The organism is Thioalkalivibrio paradoxus ARh 1, from assembly GCF_000227685.2.
GTDB classification, from domain to species: Bacteria; Pseudomonadota; Gammaproteobacteria; order Ectothiorhodospirales; family Ectothiorhodospiraceae; genus Thioalkalivibrio; species Thioalkalivibrio paradoxus.
This window is the reverse complement of the sequence record NZ_CP007029.1, coordinates 146,218-166,294: the sequence shown is the minus strand read 5'-3', so window position 1 is coordinate 166,294 and position 20,077 is coordinate 146,218. Positions and strand designations below refer to the sequence as shown.

The 20,077-nt window shown below is 70.3% G+C and carries 14 protein-coding genes; 5 read left to right on the top strand and 9 right to left on the bottom strand.

Annotated elements, in window-relative coordinates:
• Nucleotides 1-66: 66 nt before the first annotated feature.
• The 3 genes from THITH_RS00775 (at nt 67) to THITH_RS00765 (ending at nt 2,283) form a co-directional block, all read left to right on the top strand.
• Nucleotides 67-717: an RNA polymerase sigma factor gene (locus THITH_RS00775; RefSeq protein ID WP_006746429.1), complete on the top strand. Its 651-nt coding sequence runs from the start codon at nt 67-69 to the stop codon at nt 715-717.
• Entirely contained in the window at nt 714-950 is a 237-nt protein-coding gene (locus THITH_RS00770) for an anti-sigma factor family protein (protein WP_006746430.1), read from the top strand. Before THITH_RS00775 ends, THITH_RS00770 begins: the two co-directional genes overlap by 4 nt.
• A gap of 103 nt (nt 951-1,053) precedes the next feature.
• Entirely contained in the window at nt 1,054-2,283 is a 1,230-nt protein-coding gene (locus THITH_RS00765; protein WP_006746431.1) for a MerC family mercury resistance protein, read from the top strand.
• A 169-nt stretch (nt 2,284-2,452) separates the two neighbouring features.
• On the opposite strand, the gene THITH_RS00760 is transcribed toward THITH_RS00765, so the two are convergent.
• The 5 genes from THITH_RS00760 to THITH_RS00740 form a co-directional block, all read right to left on the bottom strand.
• Nucleotides 2,453-4,225 (bottom strand): L-lactate permease, encoded by a 1,773-nt coding sequence (locus tag THITH_RS00760; protein ID WP_006746432.1) that lies wholly within the window; start codon nt 4,223-4,225, stop codon nt 2,453-2,455.
• A 255-nt stretch (nt 4,226-4,480) separates the two neighbouring features.
• The gene (locus THITH_RS00755; RefSeq protein ID WP_006746433.1) at nt 4,481-5,134 is read right to left on the bottom strand and encodes a LutC/YkgG family protein; all 654 of its coding nucleotides are present in this window, start codon (nt 5,132-5,134) and stop codon (nt 4,481-4,483) included.
• A complete protein-coding gene (locus THITH_RS00750; RefSeq protein ID WP_006746434.1) occupies nt 5,131-6,561 on the bottom strand; it encodes a LutB/LldF family L-lactate oxidation iron-sulfur protein in 1,431 nt (476 codons plus the stop codon). The genes THITH_RS00755 and THITH_RS00750 overlap by 4 nt, the downstream gene beginning before the upstream one ends.
• A complete protein-coding gene (locus tag THITH_RS00745) occupies nt 6,561-7,376 on the bottom strand; it encodes a (Fe-S)-binding protein (RefSeq protein WP_006746435.1) in 816 nt (271 codons plus the stop codon). The genes THITH_RS00750 and THITH_RS00745 overlap by 1 nt, the downstream gene beginning before the upstream one ends.
• A 472-nt stretch (nt 7,377-7,848) precedes the next feature.
• Nucleotides 7,849-8,193: a hypothetical protein gene (locus THITH_RS00740; protein WP_006746436.1), complete on the bottom strand. Its 345-nt coding sequence runs from the start codon at nt 8,191-8,193 to the stop codon at nt 7,849-7,851.
• Nucleotides 8,194-8,328: 135 nt separating this feature from the next.
• On the opposite strand from THITH_RS00740, the gene THITH_RS00735 reads away from it, so the two are divergent.
• Nucleotides 8,329-8,658, top strand: a complete 330-nt coding sequence (locus tag THITH_RS00735) for a hypothetical protein (RefSeq protein WP_006746437.1) — start codon at nt 8,329-8,331, stop codon at nt 8,656-8,658.
• A gap of 348 nt (nt 8,659-9,006) precedes the next feature.
• Nucleotides 9,007-9,621 carry a methyltransferase domain-containing protein gene (locus THITH_RS00730; protein ID WP_006746438.1) on the top strand — a complete coding sequence of 205 codons (615 nt, stop codon included), beginning with the start codon at nt 9,007-9,009 and terminating at the stop codon, nt 9,619-9,621.
• Between the two features lie 368 nt (nt 9,622-9,989).
• On the opposite strand, the gene THITH_RS00725 is transcribed toward THITH_RS00730, so the two are convergent.
• The 4 genes from THITH_RS00725 to recC all read right to left on the bottom strand — a co-directional run bounded on the left by THITH_RS00725 (nt 9,990) and on the right by recC (nt 19,979).
• Nucleotides 9,990-10,463 carry a DUF3293 domain-containing protein gene (locus THITH_RS00725; RefSeq protein WP_006746439.1) on the bottom strand — a complete coding sequence of 158 codons (474 nt, stop codon included), beginning with the start codon at nt 10,461-10,463 and terminating at the stop codon, nt 9,990-9,992.
• Nucleotides 10,464-10,558: 95 nt separating this feature from the next.
• Nucleotides 10,559-12,664: an exodeoxyribonuclease V subunit alpha gene (recD, locus tag THITH_RS00720; RefSeq protein WP_006746440.1), complete on the bottom strand. Its 2,106-nt coding sequence runs from the start codon at nt 12,662-12,664 to the stop codon at nt 10,559-10,561.
• The gene (gene recB / locus THITH_RS00715) at nt 12,661-16,428 is read right to left on the bottom strand and encodes an exodeoxyribonuclease V subunit beta (RefSeq protein ID WP_006746441.1); all 3,768 of its coding nucleotides are present in this window, start codon (nt 16,426-16,428) and stop codon (nt 12,661-12,663) included. The genes recD and recB overlap by 4 nt, the downstream gene beginning before the upstream one ends.
• Nucleotides 16,425-19,979 (bottom strand): exodeoxyribonuclease V subunit gamma, encoded by a 3,555-nt coding sequence (gene recC, locus THITH_RS00710; protein WP_006746442.1) that lies wholly within the window; start codon nt 19,977-19,979, stop codon nt 16,425-16,427. Before recC ends, recB begins: the two co-directional genes overlap by 4 nt.
• Nucleotides 19,980-20,077 lie beyond the last annotated feature (98 nt).

Below are 20,077 nucleotides of genomic sequence, written 5' to 3'. Positions count from 1 at the left end.
AGGCGACGTGCCGGACCCCGTTCCGGCAGGGACCGCGAACGATGGAGGATCGGTACAAGGCTTGTCATGGCGGACCCAGGCGCAGACGATGCGAGATCTCTCGGCAGGAGCGAGCGTCGGGACATCTTCGAAAGGACGGTCGATCGGCTCATGGATCGCCTTTATGGCACGGCCCTGCGCCTGGCGGGTGATCCGGACGACGCCGAAGACATCGTCGCCGAGACGGTGGCGAAGGCCTGGGCCAGTTTCGGAGACCTGCGTGACGCGGGATCCCTCGAGGGCTGGCTGTTCCGTATACTGAACAATACGTTCATCAGCGCGTGGCGCCGCCACAGGACACGGAGCCAGGTGGAGCAGCACACCGATCCCGAGATTGCCGATCCGTCCGCGGTCGCGGACTTCTCGCTGTTCGAGAAACTGCACCAGCCGTTCCTGCTGTGGTGGGGAACCCCGGAGGAGCGTTTCCTGAACGATCTGCTCCGGGAGGACCTGCAGGCGGCACTCGACAGCCTGCCGGACGCATTTCGTATCGTCGTCGTGCTGGTCGAGGTGCAGGGGCATACCTATGAGGAAGTCGCCGGTCTGCTCGAAATCCCGGTTGGGACCGTGCGCTCGCGCCTGAGCCGGGGGCGCAGTCTGCTGCAACACCGTCTCTGGGAGATCGCTCGGGAGGAAGGATTGGATCCCGGTGCGACGGGGCACGGGAAGACGCGATGACGGCACACGAAATCAACTGCGAGGAGGTCATTCGGCTCCTCTTCGAGTATTTGGACCGCGAGTTGGATCCAAGCCGGACCAGCGACATCGACCGCCACCTCGAACGCTGCCGGGAATGCTTCAGCCGCGCAGAGTTCGAGAAGAAGCTGCGTGCACGCGTTCACGCAGCCGCCGAGGACGAAGCACCGCCGCGGCTGCGGCGTCGAGTGCGGCGCCTGATCGAGCGGTTCTGAGGGCGGGGAAACCCCGGCGGCGGGCCACCCGAATACCCGACGGGCCTCCGGCCCAGCGCTGCTAGACTCTCTGGTTCGAGACAACGACAGGGAGGATTCCGCCTTGGTCGCCATACTCGGTTACTCGCGGGAGCAGATTCACTCGGCGGTGCAGGACATGTACACCGCCGTGGCCGACCACCCCGACTCGCACTTCCATTTCCCGGTCGGGGCCTCTGCCAGCGCGCTGGTCGGCTATCCGAGCGAGCGCACCGCCCCCCTTCCACGCGCCGTGCAGGAGTCCTTCGCCGGCGTCGGTTACCCCTTCAATGGCGAAGCCGTCCAGCGCGGGGACACCGTGCTCGACGTCGGCGCCGGGGCCGGCGTCGATACTTTGATCGCAGGCCAACTGGCAGGCCCCGACGGACATGTGGTCGCACTCGACCTGACCACGGCGATGACCCGCAAGCTCCGGCACGCCGCCAGCGAATCCGGGGGCGCTCCGGTCAGCGTGATCCGGGGTTCGGCAGAGGCGCTGCCGCTGGCAGATGCGAGCGTCGACAGCATCACCAGCAACGGTGCGCTGAACCTGGTCCCGGACAAGCGACGCGCGATCGGCGAGATGTTCCGCGTGCTGCGTCCTGGCGGGCGCCTGCAACTCGCCGACGTGGTGATCGACCGGCCCGTCACCGTCGACTGCGCCGAGGATCCGCGCCTCTGGGTCGAGTGCGTGGTCGGCGCCACGGTCGACGAGGACCTGCTGCACATGTTTCGCGACGCCGGGTTCGAAGATATACGGGTAGTGGGCTCGCGGGACTATTTCGCCCACAGCCCGAGCCGCCAGACCCGCGAGGTCGCCGCCGGCTTCGGGGCGCGTTCGGTCGAGCTCGCGATGCGCCGTGGTGATCGTGCGCCGTCGCGCACCGCGCAGTTCTTCCGGAGGGCCAGTCCAGCGCGCCTGGCCGCATCGATGTGGCGGCGGGGCTTCGCGGGCGTGCTGGGGCTCGCGGTCGCATTGCTGGCCTGCTACGGCACGCTGGCCGCGCTGGGGCTGCTCGCGGTGCTCGGAATCGGTCTCTCACTCGACGAAGGAATCTGGGCCGGGGCGATCGCACTGTTCGCGGTGCTGACGGCGCTGGCGGTCGTGCCCGGGTTCCGCCGCCACCGCGGGGTCGGTCCGTCGCTGCTGGCCGCGGGCGGCGCCGGCGTGATCGTCTACGCGCTGTTCGTGAACTACCACGCGCTGACGGAACTGACCGGCTTTGTGTTCCTGGCCGGCGCGGTGGGCTGGGACATCTGGCTGCGCCGGCGGCAACAGGCAAGGCTGCTGGGGCTGGGCGCGCAGTCGCCGTAGGTTGTGCCGACACAGGAGGCACAAAAACCCACGCCGCTACCACCGCAGACCCTGGAGCTATCGCGAACGGTCGCGACGTTGTGCCTGCGGCACAGCCTACGGCGGCGTGGGCACGGTCGGACGATCGGGAGCGCGGCGGCAAGCCGCCGCACTCCAAAGGCGACTGCGTTCAGACCGCGGTGGCCGGCTGCCTGCCCTTGTTCCAGAGCATGAACAGCAGGAACGCGGCCACGATCGCGACCCACACGACGTACCAGAGCGTGGCGGCGTAGATGATCGCCATACCCAGTGCACCGGCCGCGAGCACGTAATAGGTCATCGGAATCAGCGCCTTGCGGATCAGGTCACCCTCGCGCCCGATCAGGCCAACGGTAGCCGACGCCGCGACCACGTTGTGCACGCAGATCATATTGCCCGCGGCACCGCCGACCGCTTGCAACGCCACCACGAAGGCGGCGCCGTTCGCATCCAGCCCGATGCTCTCCGCAGTCGCGAACTGGAACAGCGAAAACATCATGTTGCTGACCGTGTTCGAACCGGCGATGAAAGCGCCGAGCGCGCCGATGATCGGCGAGAAGAACGGCCAGGCGCTCCCCGACATCGCGGAAACCCCCTCTGCCAGGACCAGCGGCATGCTCGCGTACTCCGACGCCTGCCCGGACTGGATGAACACCTGCACCATCGGCACCGCAAAGAGCAGGGCCACGCTGGCGCCCAGAATGGTCTTGCCGGACTGCCCCCATGCCCGGGCGTAGGCACCCTTTTCCCGATACATCCTGTGCAGGAAGTAGGTGACGATCGACGCAACCAGCAGCACTGCCCCGGGCAGGTACAACGGCTGCGACGAGGTATTGATGTTGGTGCCGAAGATCCCGGTCCACGACAGCGTCATCTCCGGAGAGCGCAGGAACGCGGTGACCGGCTCCACGGTCCGGGTAATCACCAGCAGGAGTACGACGACGATATAGGGGATCAGCGCCTGCACCATCGTGATCGCGGCACCGGTCCTGACCGGGTCCGGCTGATCCTGGAAGCGGCTGATCCACTCGGGCTCCCAGCGGCTGCGCTCCTCGAACTGGAATATTTCCTTCGGGACCAGGAAGCCCTTCTTCGCCGCTGTAACGACGATCGCGAGGCCGACCAGGCCGCCCACGATCGACGGGAATTCGGGACCCAGCAGCCAGGCGACCAGCAGGTACGGAATCGTGAACGACACGCCTGCGAACAGCGCGAACTTCCACGCCTTCAGGCCCTCGCGGAACGAACGCGACTTGCCGAAGAATCGCGTGAGCATGCCGACCATGATCAGCGGGATCAGGAAACCGACCAGGGTGTGCAACAACGCGACGTTTCCGCCGATCTGCAGCAGGTAGTCGGCGAAGGCGACGTCGCCGATATGCCCTTCGACGATCTCCTGCCCCGACAGGCCGGCGTTCACGCCGACCAGGATCGGCGTGCCAACGGCGCCGAACGACACCGGCGTCGACTGGATGATCAGCGCCGAGAGCACCGCGGCCATCGCCGGGAAACCGATCGCGACCAGCAGCGGTGCCGCAACTGCCGCCGGCGTGCCGAAACCGGCGGAGCCTTCGATCAGCGAGCCGAACATCCACGCAATGATGATCGCCTGGATGCGCCGGTCCGGCGAGATGTTCGTGAACCCCTGGCGCAGCGTCTGCAGCGCCCCGCTCTCGCGCATCGTGTAGAGCAGCAGGATCGCGCCGAAGACGATGAACAGGATATTCAGCGCCGTGACGACGCCGTGCACACTGGCGGCGGCGATCACCTTGAAATCAGTGCCCCACAACAGCAGCGCGATCGCCGCAGTCACCACGTAGGCCAGCGGCATCGCGTGCTTGGCCGGCCAGCGCAGCACTACGAGGAAGACGAACACCGTGGCCACCGGCATCAGTGCCAGCAGGAACAGGATACCCAGGTTCATGGACTCGCTCCTCTGTTCTTATTGGTATCAGGCTCCGCCGCCTCCGGACCGAAAGCAGCGGGCCGGCGCGTGGCGAAGAATGCGGTTGTGGGCCTACAGCAGGGCGCCGCAAGAACCGAAAGGACCGGGGTGCCCTGCCTTCCGGCGGGTGTCGGCAGCAGGGATGCTGCCGTGAAGCCTACAGGGAGGTATTCACGGCTCCCCGCCGGCAGACAGGGCGCCCCGATCCCCCTTCTGACGAGGCCCCTCATCGACCTAGTCCACCAGGAACACGTGCAGGCTGCGCGGTCCATGGGCACCCAGCTGGATCGTCAGCTCGATGTCCGCGGTACGCGACGGCCCGGTGATCACGTTCACGGTCCGGGGCCAGCCGTCCCGGCCCCGCTCGCGCAGCGCGGCCCAGACCTGCTCCAGGTGCGGCACCAGATCACCCGCGCGCAGCACGACCATGTGGTGGTCGGGCAGGAAGTTCAGCGAGGTCGGATCGTCGGGGCCGGACAGCAGCACCAGGCTGCCGTTCTCGGCGGCACCGCGCCAGGCCAGGCTCACCCCGGCATAGTCGCCGCCCCGGGTGGGTCCGACGTTCGCGGCGATTCCCGCCCCGGCCCAGTCGAGCTGTGCCAGCGACGGCGCCACCGCCGCCTCGGGGCCCAGGCCATGGCTGGACAGGTAACCGGCCACCGCGGCCGGCACTTCGGCCAGCGACTCGAGTTCCGACATCGTCCCGGCGACCTTTTCGAGCCCGGCGCGGAACACCTGCGCCAGTGGCCCGTGCGGCAGCCTCGGCAGCAGCAGCTCGCTGTCGGTCGCGCCCTGGCGGCGTTCCAATGCCCGTCGCGCGTCGGCCCCCAGCGGGCCGCGTCCGAGGCCGCGGCGGATCGCGGCCAGCACGGTGTCGCGCCCGCTCACCGGCCCCGCTCCTTCTGGCGGCGCTTCCACACCGCCATGAAGGTCTCGCCCTGCGGCGCGGGCAGGTCGCGCCCGCCGCGGAACCAGCCGCCGGCGAGTGGCATCCGGGTGAAGCGGCCCTTGCGGCCCGCGAGCAGCGCGAGCATCCGCGCCTGCACCCGCGTGCCCAGACGGTAGATGCGCGGGTGCGAGGTGAACCAGAGCCAGGCGGCAAGCCCCCAGCGCAGCGGCTTCAAGCCCAGCTTCAGCTGGTACTCGCGGTGGCGCAGCGTGCGCAGCAGGTCGGGCAGCGGGATGCGCACCGGGCAGACCTCGGCGCAGTGCCCGTTCAGTGTGCAGGCGTTCGGCAGGTTGCCCGCCTCCTTCAGCCCGACCGACAGTGGCGTCAGCACCGAGCCCATCGGCCCCGGGTACACCCAGCCGTAGGCATGGCCGCCGATCGCCCCGTAGACCGGGCAGTGGTTCATGCAGGCCCCACAGCGGATGCAGCGCAGCATCTCGCGGAACTCGTCGGCGAGCATCGTCGAGCGACCGTTGTCGACCAGCACCACGTGGTATTCCTCGGGACCTTCGGGATCCCCGGGGCGCTTCGGACCGGTGCTGAAGGTGGTGTAAGTGGTCAGGTCCTGGCCGGTCGCGCTGCGCGCGAGCAGGCGCATCAGCGTGGTCGCGTCCTCGGCGGTGGGAACGACCTTCTCGATCGCGGTGATCACGATGTGCACCTTCGGCAGCGAGCAGGTCAGGTCGCCGTTGCCCTCGTTGGTCACGATCACGCTGGTGCCGGTCTCGGCGATCAGGAAGTTCGCGCCGGTAATACCGACATCGGCCTCGAGATACTTGCTGCGCAGCACCTGCCGGGCTTCGTTGACCATCTCCGGCACCTCGTTGAGCCGGCGCGTCAACCCGTACTGCTGGTGATGCTGGTGGAACAGATCGGCGATCTGCCCGCGCGTCTTGTGCACCGCGGGAACGATGATGTGGCTCGGCGGCTCGTTCGCGAGCTGGATGATGTACTCACCGAGGTCGGTCTCGACGACCTCGAACCCCGCCGCCTCGAGCGCCCCGTTCAGGCCGACCTCCTCGCCGACCATCGACTTGCCCTTGGTGATCATGCGCGCGCCGGCGGCACGGCAGATCTCCACCACGGCGCGCCGCGCATCGTCGGCGGTTGCGGCCCAGTGCACGGTGCCGCCGCTACGCTCGACCGCGTCGGCGTAACGCTCCAGGTAGTAATCGAGGTGCTCGAGCGTGTGGTTCTTGATCGCGACCGCGCGGTCGCGCAGCGCATCGAACTCGGGCAACCCGCCAACCGCGTTCGCGCGCTTGACCGCGAAGCCGTCCTTCGCCCGGTGCAGCGCGACCTGCAGCGTCTCGTCCTGCAATGCCGCGACCGAGCGTTTCTTGAAAGCGTGGCTGAGCGGCTGCATCAGCGCGTTTCCCTGCGGGACTTCGGCGGGTCGCCGAGTCCCGGGACGTCGGCGATGCCGGCGAGCACCTCGGCGACGTGATAAACGCTCACCCCGCCGCCCTCGCGGCCGAGGCGGCCGGCGATGTTCAACAGGCAGCCGAGATCGCCGCCGAGCACGACCTTCGCCCCGGTCGCGCCGATGCTGGCCGCCTTGTCGGCGACCATCCGTCCCGAAATCTCGGGGTATTTCACGCAGAACGTGCCGCCGAAGCCGCAGCAGATCTCGGAATCCGCCATCTCGCGCAGCTCGAGCCCGCGCACGCTTTCCAGCAGCCGGCGCGGCTGCTCCTTGATTCCGAGTGCGCGCAGCCCGTGGCAACTGTCGTGGTAGGTCGCCGTGCCGCTGAAGGCGGTGTCGACCGTGGTCATGCCGCGGACGTCGGTCAGGAACGAGATCAGCTCGTGGGTCTTTTCGGCCATCGCCCGCGCGCGCAGACGCCAGCCGGGCTCGGCTTCGAACAGGCGGGGGTAGTCGCGCAGCATCCCCGCGCAGGAGCCGGACGGCACGACGACGTAGTCGTAATCCTCGAAGGCCTCGATCGTGCGGCGCGCAGTGCGGGCGGCACCGGCGAGATCGCCGTTGTTGTACGAGGGCTGGCCGCAGCAGGTCTGCGTGTCGGGCACTTCCACGGTGCACCCGGCCTGCTCGAGCAATGCGACCGCCGCAAGCCCGACGTTCGGCCGGTAGATGTCCGCGAGGCAGGTGACGAACAGCCCGATTCTGGGCTTGCCGCCGCCGCTGGTGTCGGACGACTCCGGCCGCGCATCGCTCATGAGATCGCGCTCATCAGATCGGGACGCCGCTTGACGACATCGCTCCTCGTCCACGGGCCGGCACGTCTCCCGGCGCGGGGGTGCTGTCGCCGGGAGTCACGCACACTACCCTTTGCGTTTAAGTGACCTCGAAAATAGCCCATAACGGGGCCGGCCGAAAGTCCCTCGGGTGAATTGCGGTGGGTTCTCGCGCCGCCCGTGGATCACGGCGGTCGGCGACAACACAAGGCCGATCCCAACGCCCGTCATCGAGTCCGCGGGTAGGGCGGAAGAGGCCAAAGGCCGTCATCCGCCATTCGCTTCCGGGGTCCACGAGGGGCTTGGGGATCGCGCTGACTCCCATCGGCGGATGACGCTGCGCTCTTCCGCCCTACCCAGGGTGGGCCGCGAGCGCAGGGCGGAAAGGGACAAAGGCCGTCATTCGCCGACGCGGGTCAGGAGCGGCAACGGTGCCGGGAGGACGGGCGCAGGCTCACAGCAACCGGTGCGCCTGCTCGTCCTCCAGACGCAGCACCTGTTGCGCGAGCGCTATCGCCTGTTCGCAAAAGGCGTCGAGATCGCGCCAGCGGCCCGACACGTCGAGTTCGCGCTCCAGGTCCGGCGCGAGCACCCGCAACGCGCAATCGTTGGCGGCACCTGGACTGTTGACGGAAAGCACGTAGAAACCAGGCTCGCTGGCACCGTCCTGCACCATCGCGAAGACGTAGCGGTAGGCGATTCCGTCCTCGCTCTCGATCTCGCCGAGCACCACGGCGGTAAAATCGCCGATCCGGTAGCGCCGCTGCGGGATGGCGGTTCGAATGGCCGGTCGTTTCATCGTGGGGTCCCCCGTTCGGACCGGTGCCGCAGCCAACGCGGCACACGGCGGTTTCCAGAGCCCCTGGAAGCTAGCATGCGCGACGCCGGACGAACCAATAGACTGCGCCCCATAGCGTTTTCGGGATTGTTCACGATGCCATCGCCCACCCGCCTGAAGGGAGACCTCCTCGGCGAGGCCGAACTGCTCGATGCCCCGGGCGGCCCATTGCTGCGCCTGCGCTTCGGTGGTCCGTTCGAGGGCCGGGAGGTCACCTGGCAGGCCACGTTCGTGGCCCAAGCCGTGGCGGGCCGGCCACGCGAGCCGCGATTCATCGAAATCGGCGCGGACGCACCCGACGGCAGCATCCCGATCGCGGTCGGCCTGCCGGTGGAATCCATCGACCTGCCGACCGCGCGCAAAGCCATGATCATGATCCGCCGCTACAAGCGGCTGCGCCGCGGCCGTTACGAATACGAGAGCTGAGCCCGATGGACCGCGAACGGAAGCCACCAAGCGATCGCTCGGCAGCGTCGACCGACGGCCGCCCGGTCGGAGCAGGTGCACGACGCCATCGTGCTCCCGCCGCCCCTCAGCCCTACAGCCACGGGGGCAGCGACCCGGGAACCCTATCGAAGGCTGATGCGTCCCTTGAAACAAGAGGATCGATTTTCGCTGGCCCACCGCGCCGGATGCCCTCATCCCCGCTTGACGCGGGGCCATAGGGCCGCTCCCCGGGAACGCCAGCGGATGCACCGCGGGGCAACCGTCCCGCAGTCCCGGGAAACCGGGCGTTCATGCCACCAGCAAGGAACGGACACCAGGAGGAGGACCATGACGAACGATTGCGAGCTGACGTTCGATCAGCAACGACTCAAACAGGAGATCCGCACCACCTACGCGCGGGTCGCAGAGGAACCGGACGGCGACTTCCATTTCCATCGCGGTCCGGAATACGCCGCGTCGAGGCTCGGCTACGACCGGGCGGAACTCGACACCTTGCCCGACTCCGTCACGGCACCGTTCGCGGGCGTCGGCAACCCGTTTCATGCCGGGGAACTGCCGCGCGGTGCGCGGGTGATCGACCTCGGGGCCGGCAGCGGCATGGACTGCCTGCTGGCCGCCCGCCGCGTCGGTCCGCAAGGCGAGGTAATCGGATTCGACATGACCGACGCGATGCTGCGCACGGCTGCCGAGGGCGCTGCCGCCGCCGGTGCGAACAATGTCCGTTTCGACAAGGCAGACATCGCCGACCTGCCAATCGCCGACGCAACGGTAGACGTGGCGATTTCGAATGGGGTGATCAATCTGAGCCCCGAGAAAGCGCGCGTCTTTTCCGAACTCTACCGCGTGCTGCGCCCCGGCGGGCGCGTGCAATTCGCCGACATCGTGATCCAGACCGAGCTGTCGGCGGCGGCGAAGAACGACATCGAACTCTGGGTTGGCTGAATCGCGGGGGCTCTGCAGTCTGCAGGCTATCTCGCGGCACTGGCCGACGCAGGTTTCGAACGTGCGCAGGTCGTCGCCTACTTCGATCCTTTCGCCGGCACCAGCAAGGAAGGCGCAGCCCGCCAGTTCGGCGTTCAGGGCGCGACCTTTGTCGCGTTCAAGAAGTAACTCTTCAAGGGTGCGGCCATCGCCCCGGGATCGGGGCCCTGGCCCACCAGCCAACGGACAGGCAAGGGGATACCTCGCGCCCGCCGACTTCGAACGCGAGCAGGACCGGGCCTTCTTCCTCCACGCCGACAGCCACTGGCTGCGGGAAGCCGCGCGAGCACCCGGTCATGGCGGATGACCGCGCCGGCTGACGCGGCTCGCTACCCGTCTTCCGTGCCGAACGGATCCGGCAGCGGACCCTCCGGGTGGGCGAGCCACATCCGGGGCGGCTCGCCGGGGGCAAGCGCCAGGAAAGCGACCTGCCCGAAGTCGAGAGCGAGCCGGTTCAGCCGGTCGCGGCCGATGCCCGGGACCAGCAGGCTGGTCTCGTCGGGCCAGTGTCCGGCGGGGTCGCTGGCGTAGCCCACCAGGGCGTCGAAGCCTTCGGCCCGCAGGCGCTGGAACAGCGCCTGGTGACGGCGCAGGTTCTCCAGCAGCGGCAGCGCGCGGCTGCCCGGGTTGAACGCGCTGAGCCAGCCGGACGGGCCGTGCTCCGCGAGCCATCGCCGCATCGGCTCGGGCGGCGGCTCGCCGATGCGCAGCCGGCAGACGCGGGGGCCGACCGGCACCACGTACAGCGCGGCCCGGTACGCCGCGAGCAGCTCCGGTGTCGCGGCGGGAGACTCAGCGCTCATGGCCTCGCCACCCGCCTGCGGCTGCCATCCGGCAGGCCCGCGTTGCGCGCGACCGCAGGGTGGCCGGCGCCGCGCTGAACCCGACTGCTGCCCGGTCATCGATCATCGTCTGCATCCCTGTCCATCCGAACGGTGGCCCGGCGCAGCGCATCGCCGAGACCGCTGCCGCGCAGCACCCGGCGCGCGATCGCCTGTTCCAGCACCCCCTCGCGCGGTTCCAGCAGCGTGAACCAGCGCCGAGCACGGGTGATCGCGGTGTAGAGCAGTTCGCGGGTCAACACCGGGTTCTCGCGCTCCGGAAGCAGCAGCGCCGCGTGATCGAACTCCGAGCCCTGCGCCTTGTGCACCGTCATCGCGTAGACCGTCTCGACGTTGGCCAGGCGGCTGGGCAGCACCCAGCGCAGGCCGCCGCTGCCGTCGCCGGCCGGAAACGCGACCCGCAGCCCGCCACCCGCCTCCCCCTGCGCGGGCAGCGCCAGCGTGACGCCGATGTCGCCGTTCATCAGGCCTAGCCCATAGTCGTTCGCGGTCACGATCACCGGACGTCCGGGATACCAGATGCCGCCGGCGGGAATCAGGCCCTCGGCGCGCAGCGCGGCCTCGACCCGGCGGTTCAGCGTCTCGACGCCCCAGGGGCCGCGGCGTACCGCGCACAGCAGCTGGAAGCCCGCGTGGGCCTCCAGCACGTCCCGCGCCCAGTGGTCGAGCGCGTCGGGCGTCGCCGCCGCGCCGGGATGGGCCTCGTGCATCCGCCGCAGGTAGGCGGCATGACCGGACGGCCGGGCACGATCCGTACCGGTCGCGAACGACGGCCCGCCCCCCTCGAGCACATGACGCTCGAGCACCGTATCCGGCGCGCCGCGCAACACGATCCGCGCGACATCGGGCAGCGGCCCCGATGCGGTGATGCGGCGCGCGGCGTCGGCGTCACTGCCGTTCACGGCGCGGGCCAGCCGTCCAATCGCGCTCTGCTCCCCGAAGCGGTAGCTGCGCCGCAGCATCACCACCTGCTGATCGAGGCGCTCGCCCCCCGGATCGCGCATCCCCTCCGGCACCGCCTCGCCGCTGACGCGCTCGAGCCAGGCCGCGGTATCAAGCGTGTAGTGACCCGCTTCGGCACGGGCACAGATCTCGCCGAGCACGGCACCGGCCTCGACCGACGCAAGCTGGTCCTTGTCGCCGAGCAGGATCAGCCGGGCCTGCGCCGGCAGCGCGCGGAACACCGCAGTCATCAGCTCCAGATCGATCATCGACGCCTCGTCGACGACCAGCACGTCGAGCGGCAGCGGATGGCCGGGGTGGTGCCGGAAGCGGCGGCTGTCGGGTCGGCTGCCGAGCAGCCGGTGCACGGTGCTGACCTCGGTCGGGATCGCGGCGCGGATATGGGCTCCCAGCGCGTCCGCGGGCATCGCCAGCGCGTGCACCGCACCGGCGACCGACAGGTTCAGCCGCGCCGCCGCCTTGCCGGTGGGCGCGGCCAACCGGATCCGCAGCGGCGCCTGCGCGCCGTGGCCGAGATGCAACGCCTGCAGCAGTGCGAGCAGGCGCACGACCGTCGTCGTCTTGCCGGTTCCGGGGCCCCCGGTGATCACCGCGAAGCGGGTGCCGGCGGCAAGCGCGCAGGCCGCGCGCTGCCAGTCGGTGCCGCCTGCTTCCGGCTTCGCGCCGAACAGCCGGTCGAGCCAGGCCCGCACCGCATCGGCGTCGAGGTTCGCACGCAGCGCGGCGGAATCGCCCAGCCGCTCGCCGACGGCCTCGGCGATCCGCTGCTCGCATTCCCAAAGCCGGCGCAGGTACAGCCGCTGGTCCGCGAGCACCAGCGGCGTCGCTCCGGCGCCCTGCCCGACCAGCCGGTCGTCGCCGAGCGCGGCGTTCCACGCCTGTGGGGTCGTGCCCGCAAGCACCGACGACGGCCGCGGCGGCGGCGCGGCATCCGGCTCGCCGTCGGGCGGCAGCGACAGCGCACGGTCCGGGTCCGCCAGCGCCGCCGCGAGGTCCAGGCAGACGTGTCCCCGCCCGAACTGGTGGCTGGCCAGCGCCGCGCCGAGCAGCAGCAGCGGCGGTGCCTCGGGTACCTGTTCGTGCAGGAACTGCGCGAACGAACGGTCGAGCGCGCGCAGCCAGCCGTGCTCCACCCAGCGCGCGAGCAGCTGCAGCAAGGGTTCAGGCCCGGAAAGTGCAGCCGGCTCGGGCCGGGTCATCGCGGTGCCTCCTGCCGCAGCGGAGGTTCCGCGCGCACCATGCGGTCCAGTTCCACGATCAGCGCGCGCGGCGGGCGGTCACGGTGCAGGCCGGCTCCGGGCGCGTCGACACCGCGCAGGAACCAGGTCACCGCGCCGCCGACGTGCCGATCGTAGTCGTAGTCCGGAAGCCGCGACTGCAGCAGCCGGTGCAATGCCAGCGTGTAGAGCACGTATTGCAGCTCGTAGCGGTGCTCGAGCACGCGCGCGGCGAGCCGCCCGGGCGCGTAGTCCGCCGGGTCCGGCCCGAGCCAGTTCGATTTGTAGTCCAGGGTGTAGTACCGCCCGCCGTGCTCGAACACCAGATCGATGAACCCCTTCAGCATCCCGTTCAGCCGCAGGGGAGCGACACCCGGACGGACCGCCCTGGGCAGGATGTGGGTCCGAACGCGGTCGTCGATCCGCGTGGCATCCACCGCATGGGTCTCGAACCAGAACTCGAGCTCGGGCTGAAAGACCGCGAGCTCGCGCAGGCGCGCCGGCCGGTCGGCCTCGGGCAACGCGAGCGGTGCGTCGAGCAAGCGCGCGAGCCAGTCGCTGACCGGATCGACCCAGTGTTCCCAGTTCCGCCGCCGGCAACGCCGGGCCACGACGTCGCGCAGCCGCGCCGGATCCTGCGCGACTGCGCCGAAACCCTCCCGCGCCGCCCATTCCAGCAGCCCGTGCAGGAAGGTGCCGGGCTCGGGGCCACGCGGGAAGCGGTGCGGACCGGCGTCGGTCCGGCCACTTCCGGAGGGCTGCGGCAGAGCGGGCTCGTCCGCCGCCTCCGCGAAGCGCTCCTCGAGCGCGGTGTCGGCGGCCTCTGGGAGCGGGGCCGCGGCTTCGGCCACCGGCTCGCCGCTGCGTAGCGCGCTGTAACTCGCGATCCACCAGTGCTCGCGCGCGGGTCGTTCCGGCCGGCGCGCGCCGCCGGTCGCGGCCCCCGCCGCGGCGACACGGTAGGTCAGCTCCTGCGGTTCGGGCGCCGGCGTCACCGCGATGTCGCGGCAATCCCCGGCGAGACGCCGCAACGAGTTTTCCAGCGTTCCGGGCGGAATCGCTTCGCCCCCGGAGAGCAGGTGGCCAACAGCGCTGCGGTGCAGCTTGCTCGCGCCGCCGCCCACCGCGAGCGGCCCGATCCCCAGCCAGCAGGCATGCCGCGCGCGGGTCACGGCGACGTAGAGCAGGCGCAGGTCCTCGGCCAGGCGCTCGCGGTCGGCAGCATCCACCTGCTCCGCTTCCGGCCGCCAGCTGGTCCGGGGCCGGCCGTCGGCGTCGCGGTAGAACAGCGGAACGTTCTTCCCATCCTGCTCCCGGAAAGTGCAGATGAATGGCAGGAACACCAGCGGATACTGCAGACCCTTGGACTTGTGGATGGTCACGACCTGCACCAGCCCCTCGTCGCTCTCGAGCCGCAGCACCTGCTCGTCGGCTGCGCCGGCCGTGCCGTCGAGGTGCCGGGCGAGATGGCGGATCAGCGCCTGCTCGCCGTCGAGCTCGCCGGAGGCCGTTTGCAGCAGCTCGCTCAGGTGCAGCAGGTTGGTCAGCGCGCGTTCGCCGTCGGTGCGCCGCAGCAGCGCTGCGGGCAGGCCGAAGTCGTGCAGCAGGCGGCGCAGCATCGGCAGCACGCCCTGCTCGCGCCAGATCCGCCGGTACTCGCGGAACTGCAGGACCCGTTGTTCCCAGTGCGCCTCGTCGTGATTCAGGCGGTCGAGCGCGGGCAGCTCCAGCCCCAGCGTCGCGGTAGCGAGCGCGGCGCGCAGCAAGCGCTCGGACTCAGGCTCGGCGCAGGCGCGCAGCCAGCGCAGCAGGTCGGATGCTTCCGGAGCGTCGTACACCGAGTCGCGGTCCGACAGATAGACGCTGCGCACGCCGCGCCGCCCCAGCTCGCGGCGGATCTGTGCGGCCTCGTTGCGGTCGCGGACGAGCACGGCGAGGTCGCCGGGCTGCACCGGACGCGCTTCCCGGACCCCACGGAACGCCGCTTGCCCCGACTGGCCCGCCTGCAGCAGATCGACCATCGCGGTGGCGCAGCTCTCGGCCATATCCTCCAGGTATCGGGTCTTGCCGATCCCCTCGGCGTCGTCGAGATACGCCAGCGTCAGCGCCGGCAGCGCCGTGGCACCGACCTCGAAGACCTCGTCCAGCCCCTGCGCCCGCACCGGCAGGAACGGCACGGGATTGGCACCACTGGAATCCCGGAACAGGAAGGCGCCGGCTGGCTGCGCCTCGCCGTGGCCGAACAGCCGGTTGCAGGCCTGCACGAACGCGTCGGTGGCGCGGTAGTTCGTGCCGAGCGTGTAGTGCCGGCCCTGCGTCGCCGCGCGCGCCTGCAGGTAGCTGTGGATGTCCGCGCCACGGAAGCCGTAGATCGACTGCTTGGGGTCGCCGATCAGGAAGATGCCCTGCTCGGACCGGTTCTCCTCGAGCCGGTAGATCCGGTCGAAGATCCGGTACTGCGTCGGGTCGGTGTCCTGGAACTCGTCGATCATCGCGACCGGGAACTGGGCACGGATCGTCTCCGCGAGGCGCTCGCTACCGGGCCCGGCAAGCGCCGCGTCGAGGCCGGTCAGCAGGTCGTCGAAGCCCAGCACCGCGCGCCGGCGTTGCTCGCGTTCGAGCCGGTCGCGGACCCAGGCCGCCGCGTGGCGCAATACCCGCTCGGGGCTCTCGTCCGGCAGTCCGGCGTAGCCGTCGAGCCGCTCGAAGGCAGGGTGCAGCGGCTCGGGCAGGCTGCGGTTCTTCTTCAGCCGCTCGCGCATGCCCTGCAGGCTGAAGCGCTCGGTGCCGCCCCCGGTGATGTCCGGCTGTGCCAGCGCGGGATCCTGCGCCCAGGCGCGCATCTTCTCGAGCAGCGTTTCCGCGTTGCGGTACTTGCCGCCGTGCAGCTCCGGCAGCGCCGAGCGAAAGCTCGCTGCGACCGCGTCGAAGTCCTCGCGCCACGGGCGTTTGACCCGATCGAGTGTTTCGAGACGCCGGTCGAGCGCCGCCTCGAGTTCGTCGATCGCGACCGGCCGGGGCGGTTCCAGCGCCAGCAACGGCGCAATCGCCCGTTCGAGATCGGCCGGGTCCGAACCCACGATCGCGCACAGCAGCTCCAGCCGTGGCGAGCGCTGCGGATAGACCATGCAGCGCCAGTAGTCGCGCACGACTTCGCTGCGCAGCTCGGCGAGGTCGGCCTCGAGCCGCTGGTCGAACAGGCTGCCGCTGTCGAACGCGTGTTCGCGCAGCATGCGGTGGCACCAGCCGTGGATCGTCGAGACCGCGGCCTGGTCCATCCACTCCGCCGCGACCTCGAGCCGGCGCGCAGAGGCGGCGCGGGCCTGCGGATCGAGATAGTCGTCGAGCAACCGCTGCAGTGAAGCGTCGGGTGGGCATCCCGCCTCGCCCCGGAAATGGCGCGCGGCCTGCAGCAGCCGCTCCTGGATCCGGGAGCGCAGCTCACGCGTCGCGGCATCGGTGAACGTCACCACCAGGATCTCCGGCGGCGCCAGCGGCCGCGCGAACGCCTGCTCGCCGCCGTGTCCGAGCACCAGCCGCAGGTACAGCCCGGCGATGGTGTAGGTCTTGCCGGTACCCGCGCTGGCCTCGATCAGCCGGCTGCCCCACAGCGGCAGACCGGCGGGGTTCTGCAACTCCAGGACGCCGGCATCAACCGCAGCCCCTGCGTGTGGCGGACCCGGCGGCAAACCGCGGCCTTCCGGCGGCTGCTCGGCGCGCGACGGCCCGGAACCGTGACGGTTCATGCGCCGGCCTCCGCGTCCGCTCGGGTTGCCTGCAGCAACGGCCCGTACAGCACCCCGGCCCAGTGCCGAAACGCCAACGCCCCGATCAGGCTCTCGGCAGTGGGGTAGACCCGGGCGTGATACGGGCTGCGTCCGACCTCTCCGGGCTGATTCCAGTTGCCCGCGTAGACCTTTCCGGCCGAATCGGCCGGATCCTTGTCCATGGCCTCTGCCTCGAGCCAGGCACAGGCGGTCTGGCACGCGACCGGCAGCGGTGCCCGCTGGCCTTCGCGCCAGCCATCGAGCAACCCGCGCAGGGCTGTTTCGGCTGCCTCGCGTTCCAGCGGGCGCCATTCCAGATCGGCATCGGTGCCGACGACCAGCGTCGTCAGTCCGAAACCGGTCGCATTGGCCAGCAGGTGCTGCACCCACGCGAACGCCAGCGCGTCGTAGCGCCAGGCGGGAGCCGATCCGCGCAATTTGGCGACGCGATGACGCAGCACCGCCGGCCGCCCCTCCGGATCCGCCCGCAAGCCGGCCAGCTCCCCTTCGACGGCGACGCCGGCATCGGCGAAGGCCAGCCGCCGCGATCCCTCGATCCGGCCGGGGAAGCGCGCGGCGCAATGCCGGTAGCGCTCGAGCAGATCGCCGACCTCGTTCTGCAGCCCATCGGCCAGACGCGTACCGATTCCGCCGATCGGGAACCAGCCGGAGCGGCGCAGCCCCTGCAGCGCCGCGTCGATCCGTACCGGCCAGGCAGCGGGTTCGTCCGGCTGCGCGAGCGCCGCGGCCGCAAGCCGGTCGCGCACCTCCCATTTCCCGAGCCCGTCCAGCGAAAACGGCTCGTGGTCCTCCGGGGCGGCGGCCTGTTCGTCGAAGAACACGCCGAGACGCCGGTTGAAGAAGTGCTGCACCGGGTTGCGCAGAAACCTGCCGAGATCCTCGGGCGTCAACAGCGCGTCGACATCCCGCTCCGGAAGGGGGGGGAAGGCCGCGGCGCCCCCCGTTTCGGCCGATTCCGGCCCGCGGGACCCCGAATCCGATGCAACTTCCGGCGCCGACCGGTGCATTGGCTCCCACTCGCGGGCATAGGTGAACAGCGGCCCCGTTCCGTCGGCGGGAAAGTTCCGCGGGCTGAACGGCTGCAGCGGATGCTCCACGGTCAGCGCCTCCAGCAGCCCCCTGCGCTCCCCCGCCCCGGCAGAATCCTCCGGCGCTGCCAGGCGCCAGCCCGCCGCGACGTGGTCGCGCAGTTGCGTGACCAGCACCGACGGCGGACGCTCGGAGTCATCGCGCACGCTGCGGCCGACCCAGCTGACGTAGAGCTGTTCCCGCGCCGACAATAATGCCTCGAGGAACAGGTAGCGGTCGTCCTCGCGGCGCGAGCGGTCGCCCGGCCGGTAATGGCGCGCCATCAGGTCGAAATCCGCCGGGGTCGGAATGCGCGGGTACTCGCCGTCGTTCATGCCGAGCAGGCAGACGATCCGGAATGGCACCGCGCGCATCGGCATCAGCGTGCAGACGTTGACCGCGCCGCCGAGAAAACGCTGCGACAGCCCGGGTTCGTCGATGGTCGCGAGCCAGCTCTCGCGCACCACGGTCAGCGGCAAGGGCTCGTCGGTGCGGGCGAGTTGGCAGGCCGCCTCCCAGTCCTCGAGCGCGTCGTCGAGCCGGGTCAGCAACCATTGCTCGCGCTCCTCCTCGGGTTCGAAGAAATCGCGCAGCAGCTCGCGCAGGCGTTCGGCCCATTGCGAGGGCGACGCATCCCGACCCAGCCGCGACCACCAGCGGCCGAGTGCCGCAAGCAGCGCGTCGAGCTGGCCGACCAGCGCGGCATCGAGCCCTCCGACCTCGTCGTAGGGCTCGATGCCGTTCCAGGCGCCCGGATCCGAGCCCGGCCCGCCGACCGCGTAGCCGAGCAGCATGCGGCGCAGTCCGAATTGCCAGGTGTTCTGCTCCAGGCCGTCGGGCAGACCGAGGCTCGCGCGCTGCGCGGCATCGAGCCCCCAGCGGATGCCGGCACCCTCGATCCAGGCGTGCAGCCGCTGCAGCCCGTCGTCGCGGATCCCGAAACGCCGGCGCAACGCCGGCACCTCGAGCAGATCCAGCAGATCGCTGACCGCGAGGCGCGATTCGGGCAGGGCGAGCAGCTGCTCGAGGGCCACCAGCAGGGGCTCGCGGCCGCGCCGGCTGCGATCCGACAGCGCGAATGGAAGATAGCGCGGATCGTCGGGTTCGACCTGCCCGAACACCGCCTGCACCTGCGGCGCGTAAGCCTCGACATCCGGAACCATCACGATCACGTCGCGCGGCCGCAGTGTCGGGTCGCGCTGGAAGCGGTCGAGCAGTTGATCGTGGAGGACTTCCACCTCGCGCTGGGGGCTGTGCGCGACATGAAAGCGCAGCGACTGATCCAGGGCCGGGTTCACCGCCGGCCAGTGCGCGCGCGTCTCGTGCAGCGGCCGAAGTTCGCGGATGTCGTCCTGCAGCTGGTTCAGGAGCGTCGTGCCGCCATGGGATTCGAACAGGTCGATCCGCTGCCAGCGCAGCGCCTCGAGCAGATGACCGTAGCGCTGCGGATCGTCGTGCAGATCGAGCAGGCGGATGTAGTCGCGCCCCTGCTTGCCCCAGGCTGCCAGCAGCGGGTGCGCGTGCTGATGCAGGTCGGCGTCGCCGAGATCCTCCGGCATGCCCGGCTTGCGGGCCTGGCGCTGGCGCTGCGCGCGCAATAGATCCCGGTCCGCGACGATGTCGGCCCAGTAGTGCTCGCAGGGATTGTGGACGCAGAGCAACACCTGACACAGACGCCCGAGCGCCTCGAGCGCCTCGAGCGCCTGGGCAGGCAACGACGAGATGCCGAACACGATGACCCGCCGTGGCAGCCCGGGCGGCCGCTGGTCGAGCCCGGGGATTCGCGCCATGAAGCGCCGATGCACCGCGGCCCGACTCTGCTCCCGCTGCCCGGGCTCGAGGTCGTCGAGCACTGCGCGCCACAGCGCCGCCTGCCAGCACTGCCCGTCCGGCAGCGGGCGCGGCGCCCCGTGCGCATCGCGCAACACATCCCGCCGCTCGGCCCAGTCGTCGAGCCAGTCGGCACGGTAGACCTGGTACTGGTCGAACAGATCGGCGAGGCGCCCCGCGAGCTGCCAGCGCTTGCGCAGGTCGGGGTCGTCACCAAGGAAACGCGCGAGCGAAGCGAACTGGGGCGCCTCGAGGCATTCCGGAAGCAGGCGCATCAGGCGCCAGGCGAGCGGCGACTTCGCAAGCGGTGACTCGTCGGGCAATGCGTCGGCGCCGAGCACCGCCCGGTAGGCGGACCACAGGAAACGTGCCGGCAGCTGCACGTCCAGCGCGGCCGCGATGCCGCAGCCGCCGTCATCCTGCCCGGGGTCGCGGGCCAGGGCCAGCTTCAGCCACTGGGCGATGCCGTTGCTCTGGACGAGTATGACCTCGTTTTCCAGCGGCGACAGCGGGTAGCGACGCAGCCATTCGACGGCCAGCGCGCGCAGGTCGTGCATGCGGTTGCCGTGCACCACCATGAAGCCGGGCACCAGAGACCCCGCATCCGCCATTTGCAGTCTCCATGGGAAAACACCGGGGACGATACCAGACCGGGGCGGCAGTCGGGATGGTCAGGCAGGCCGACACCACCGCAGCCGGCAGGGCCGGT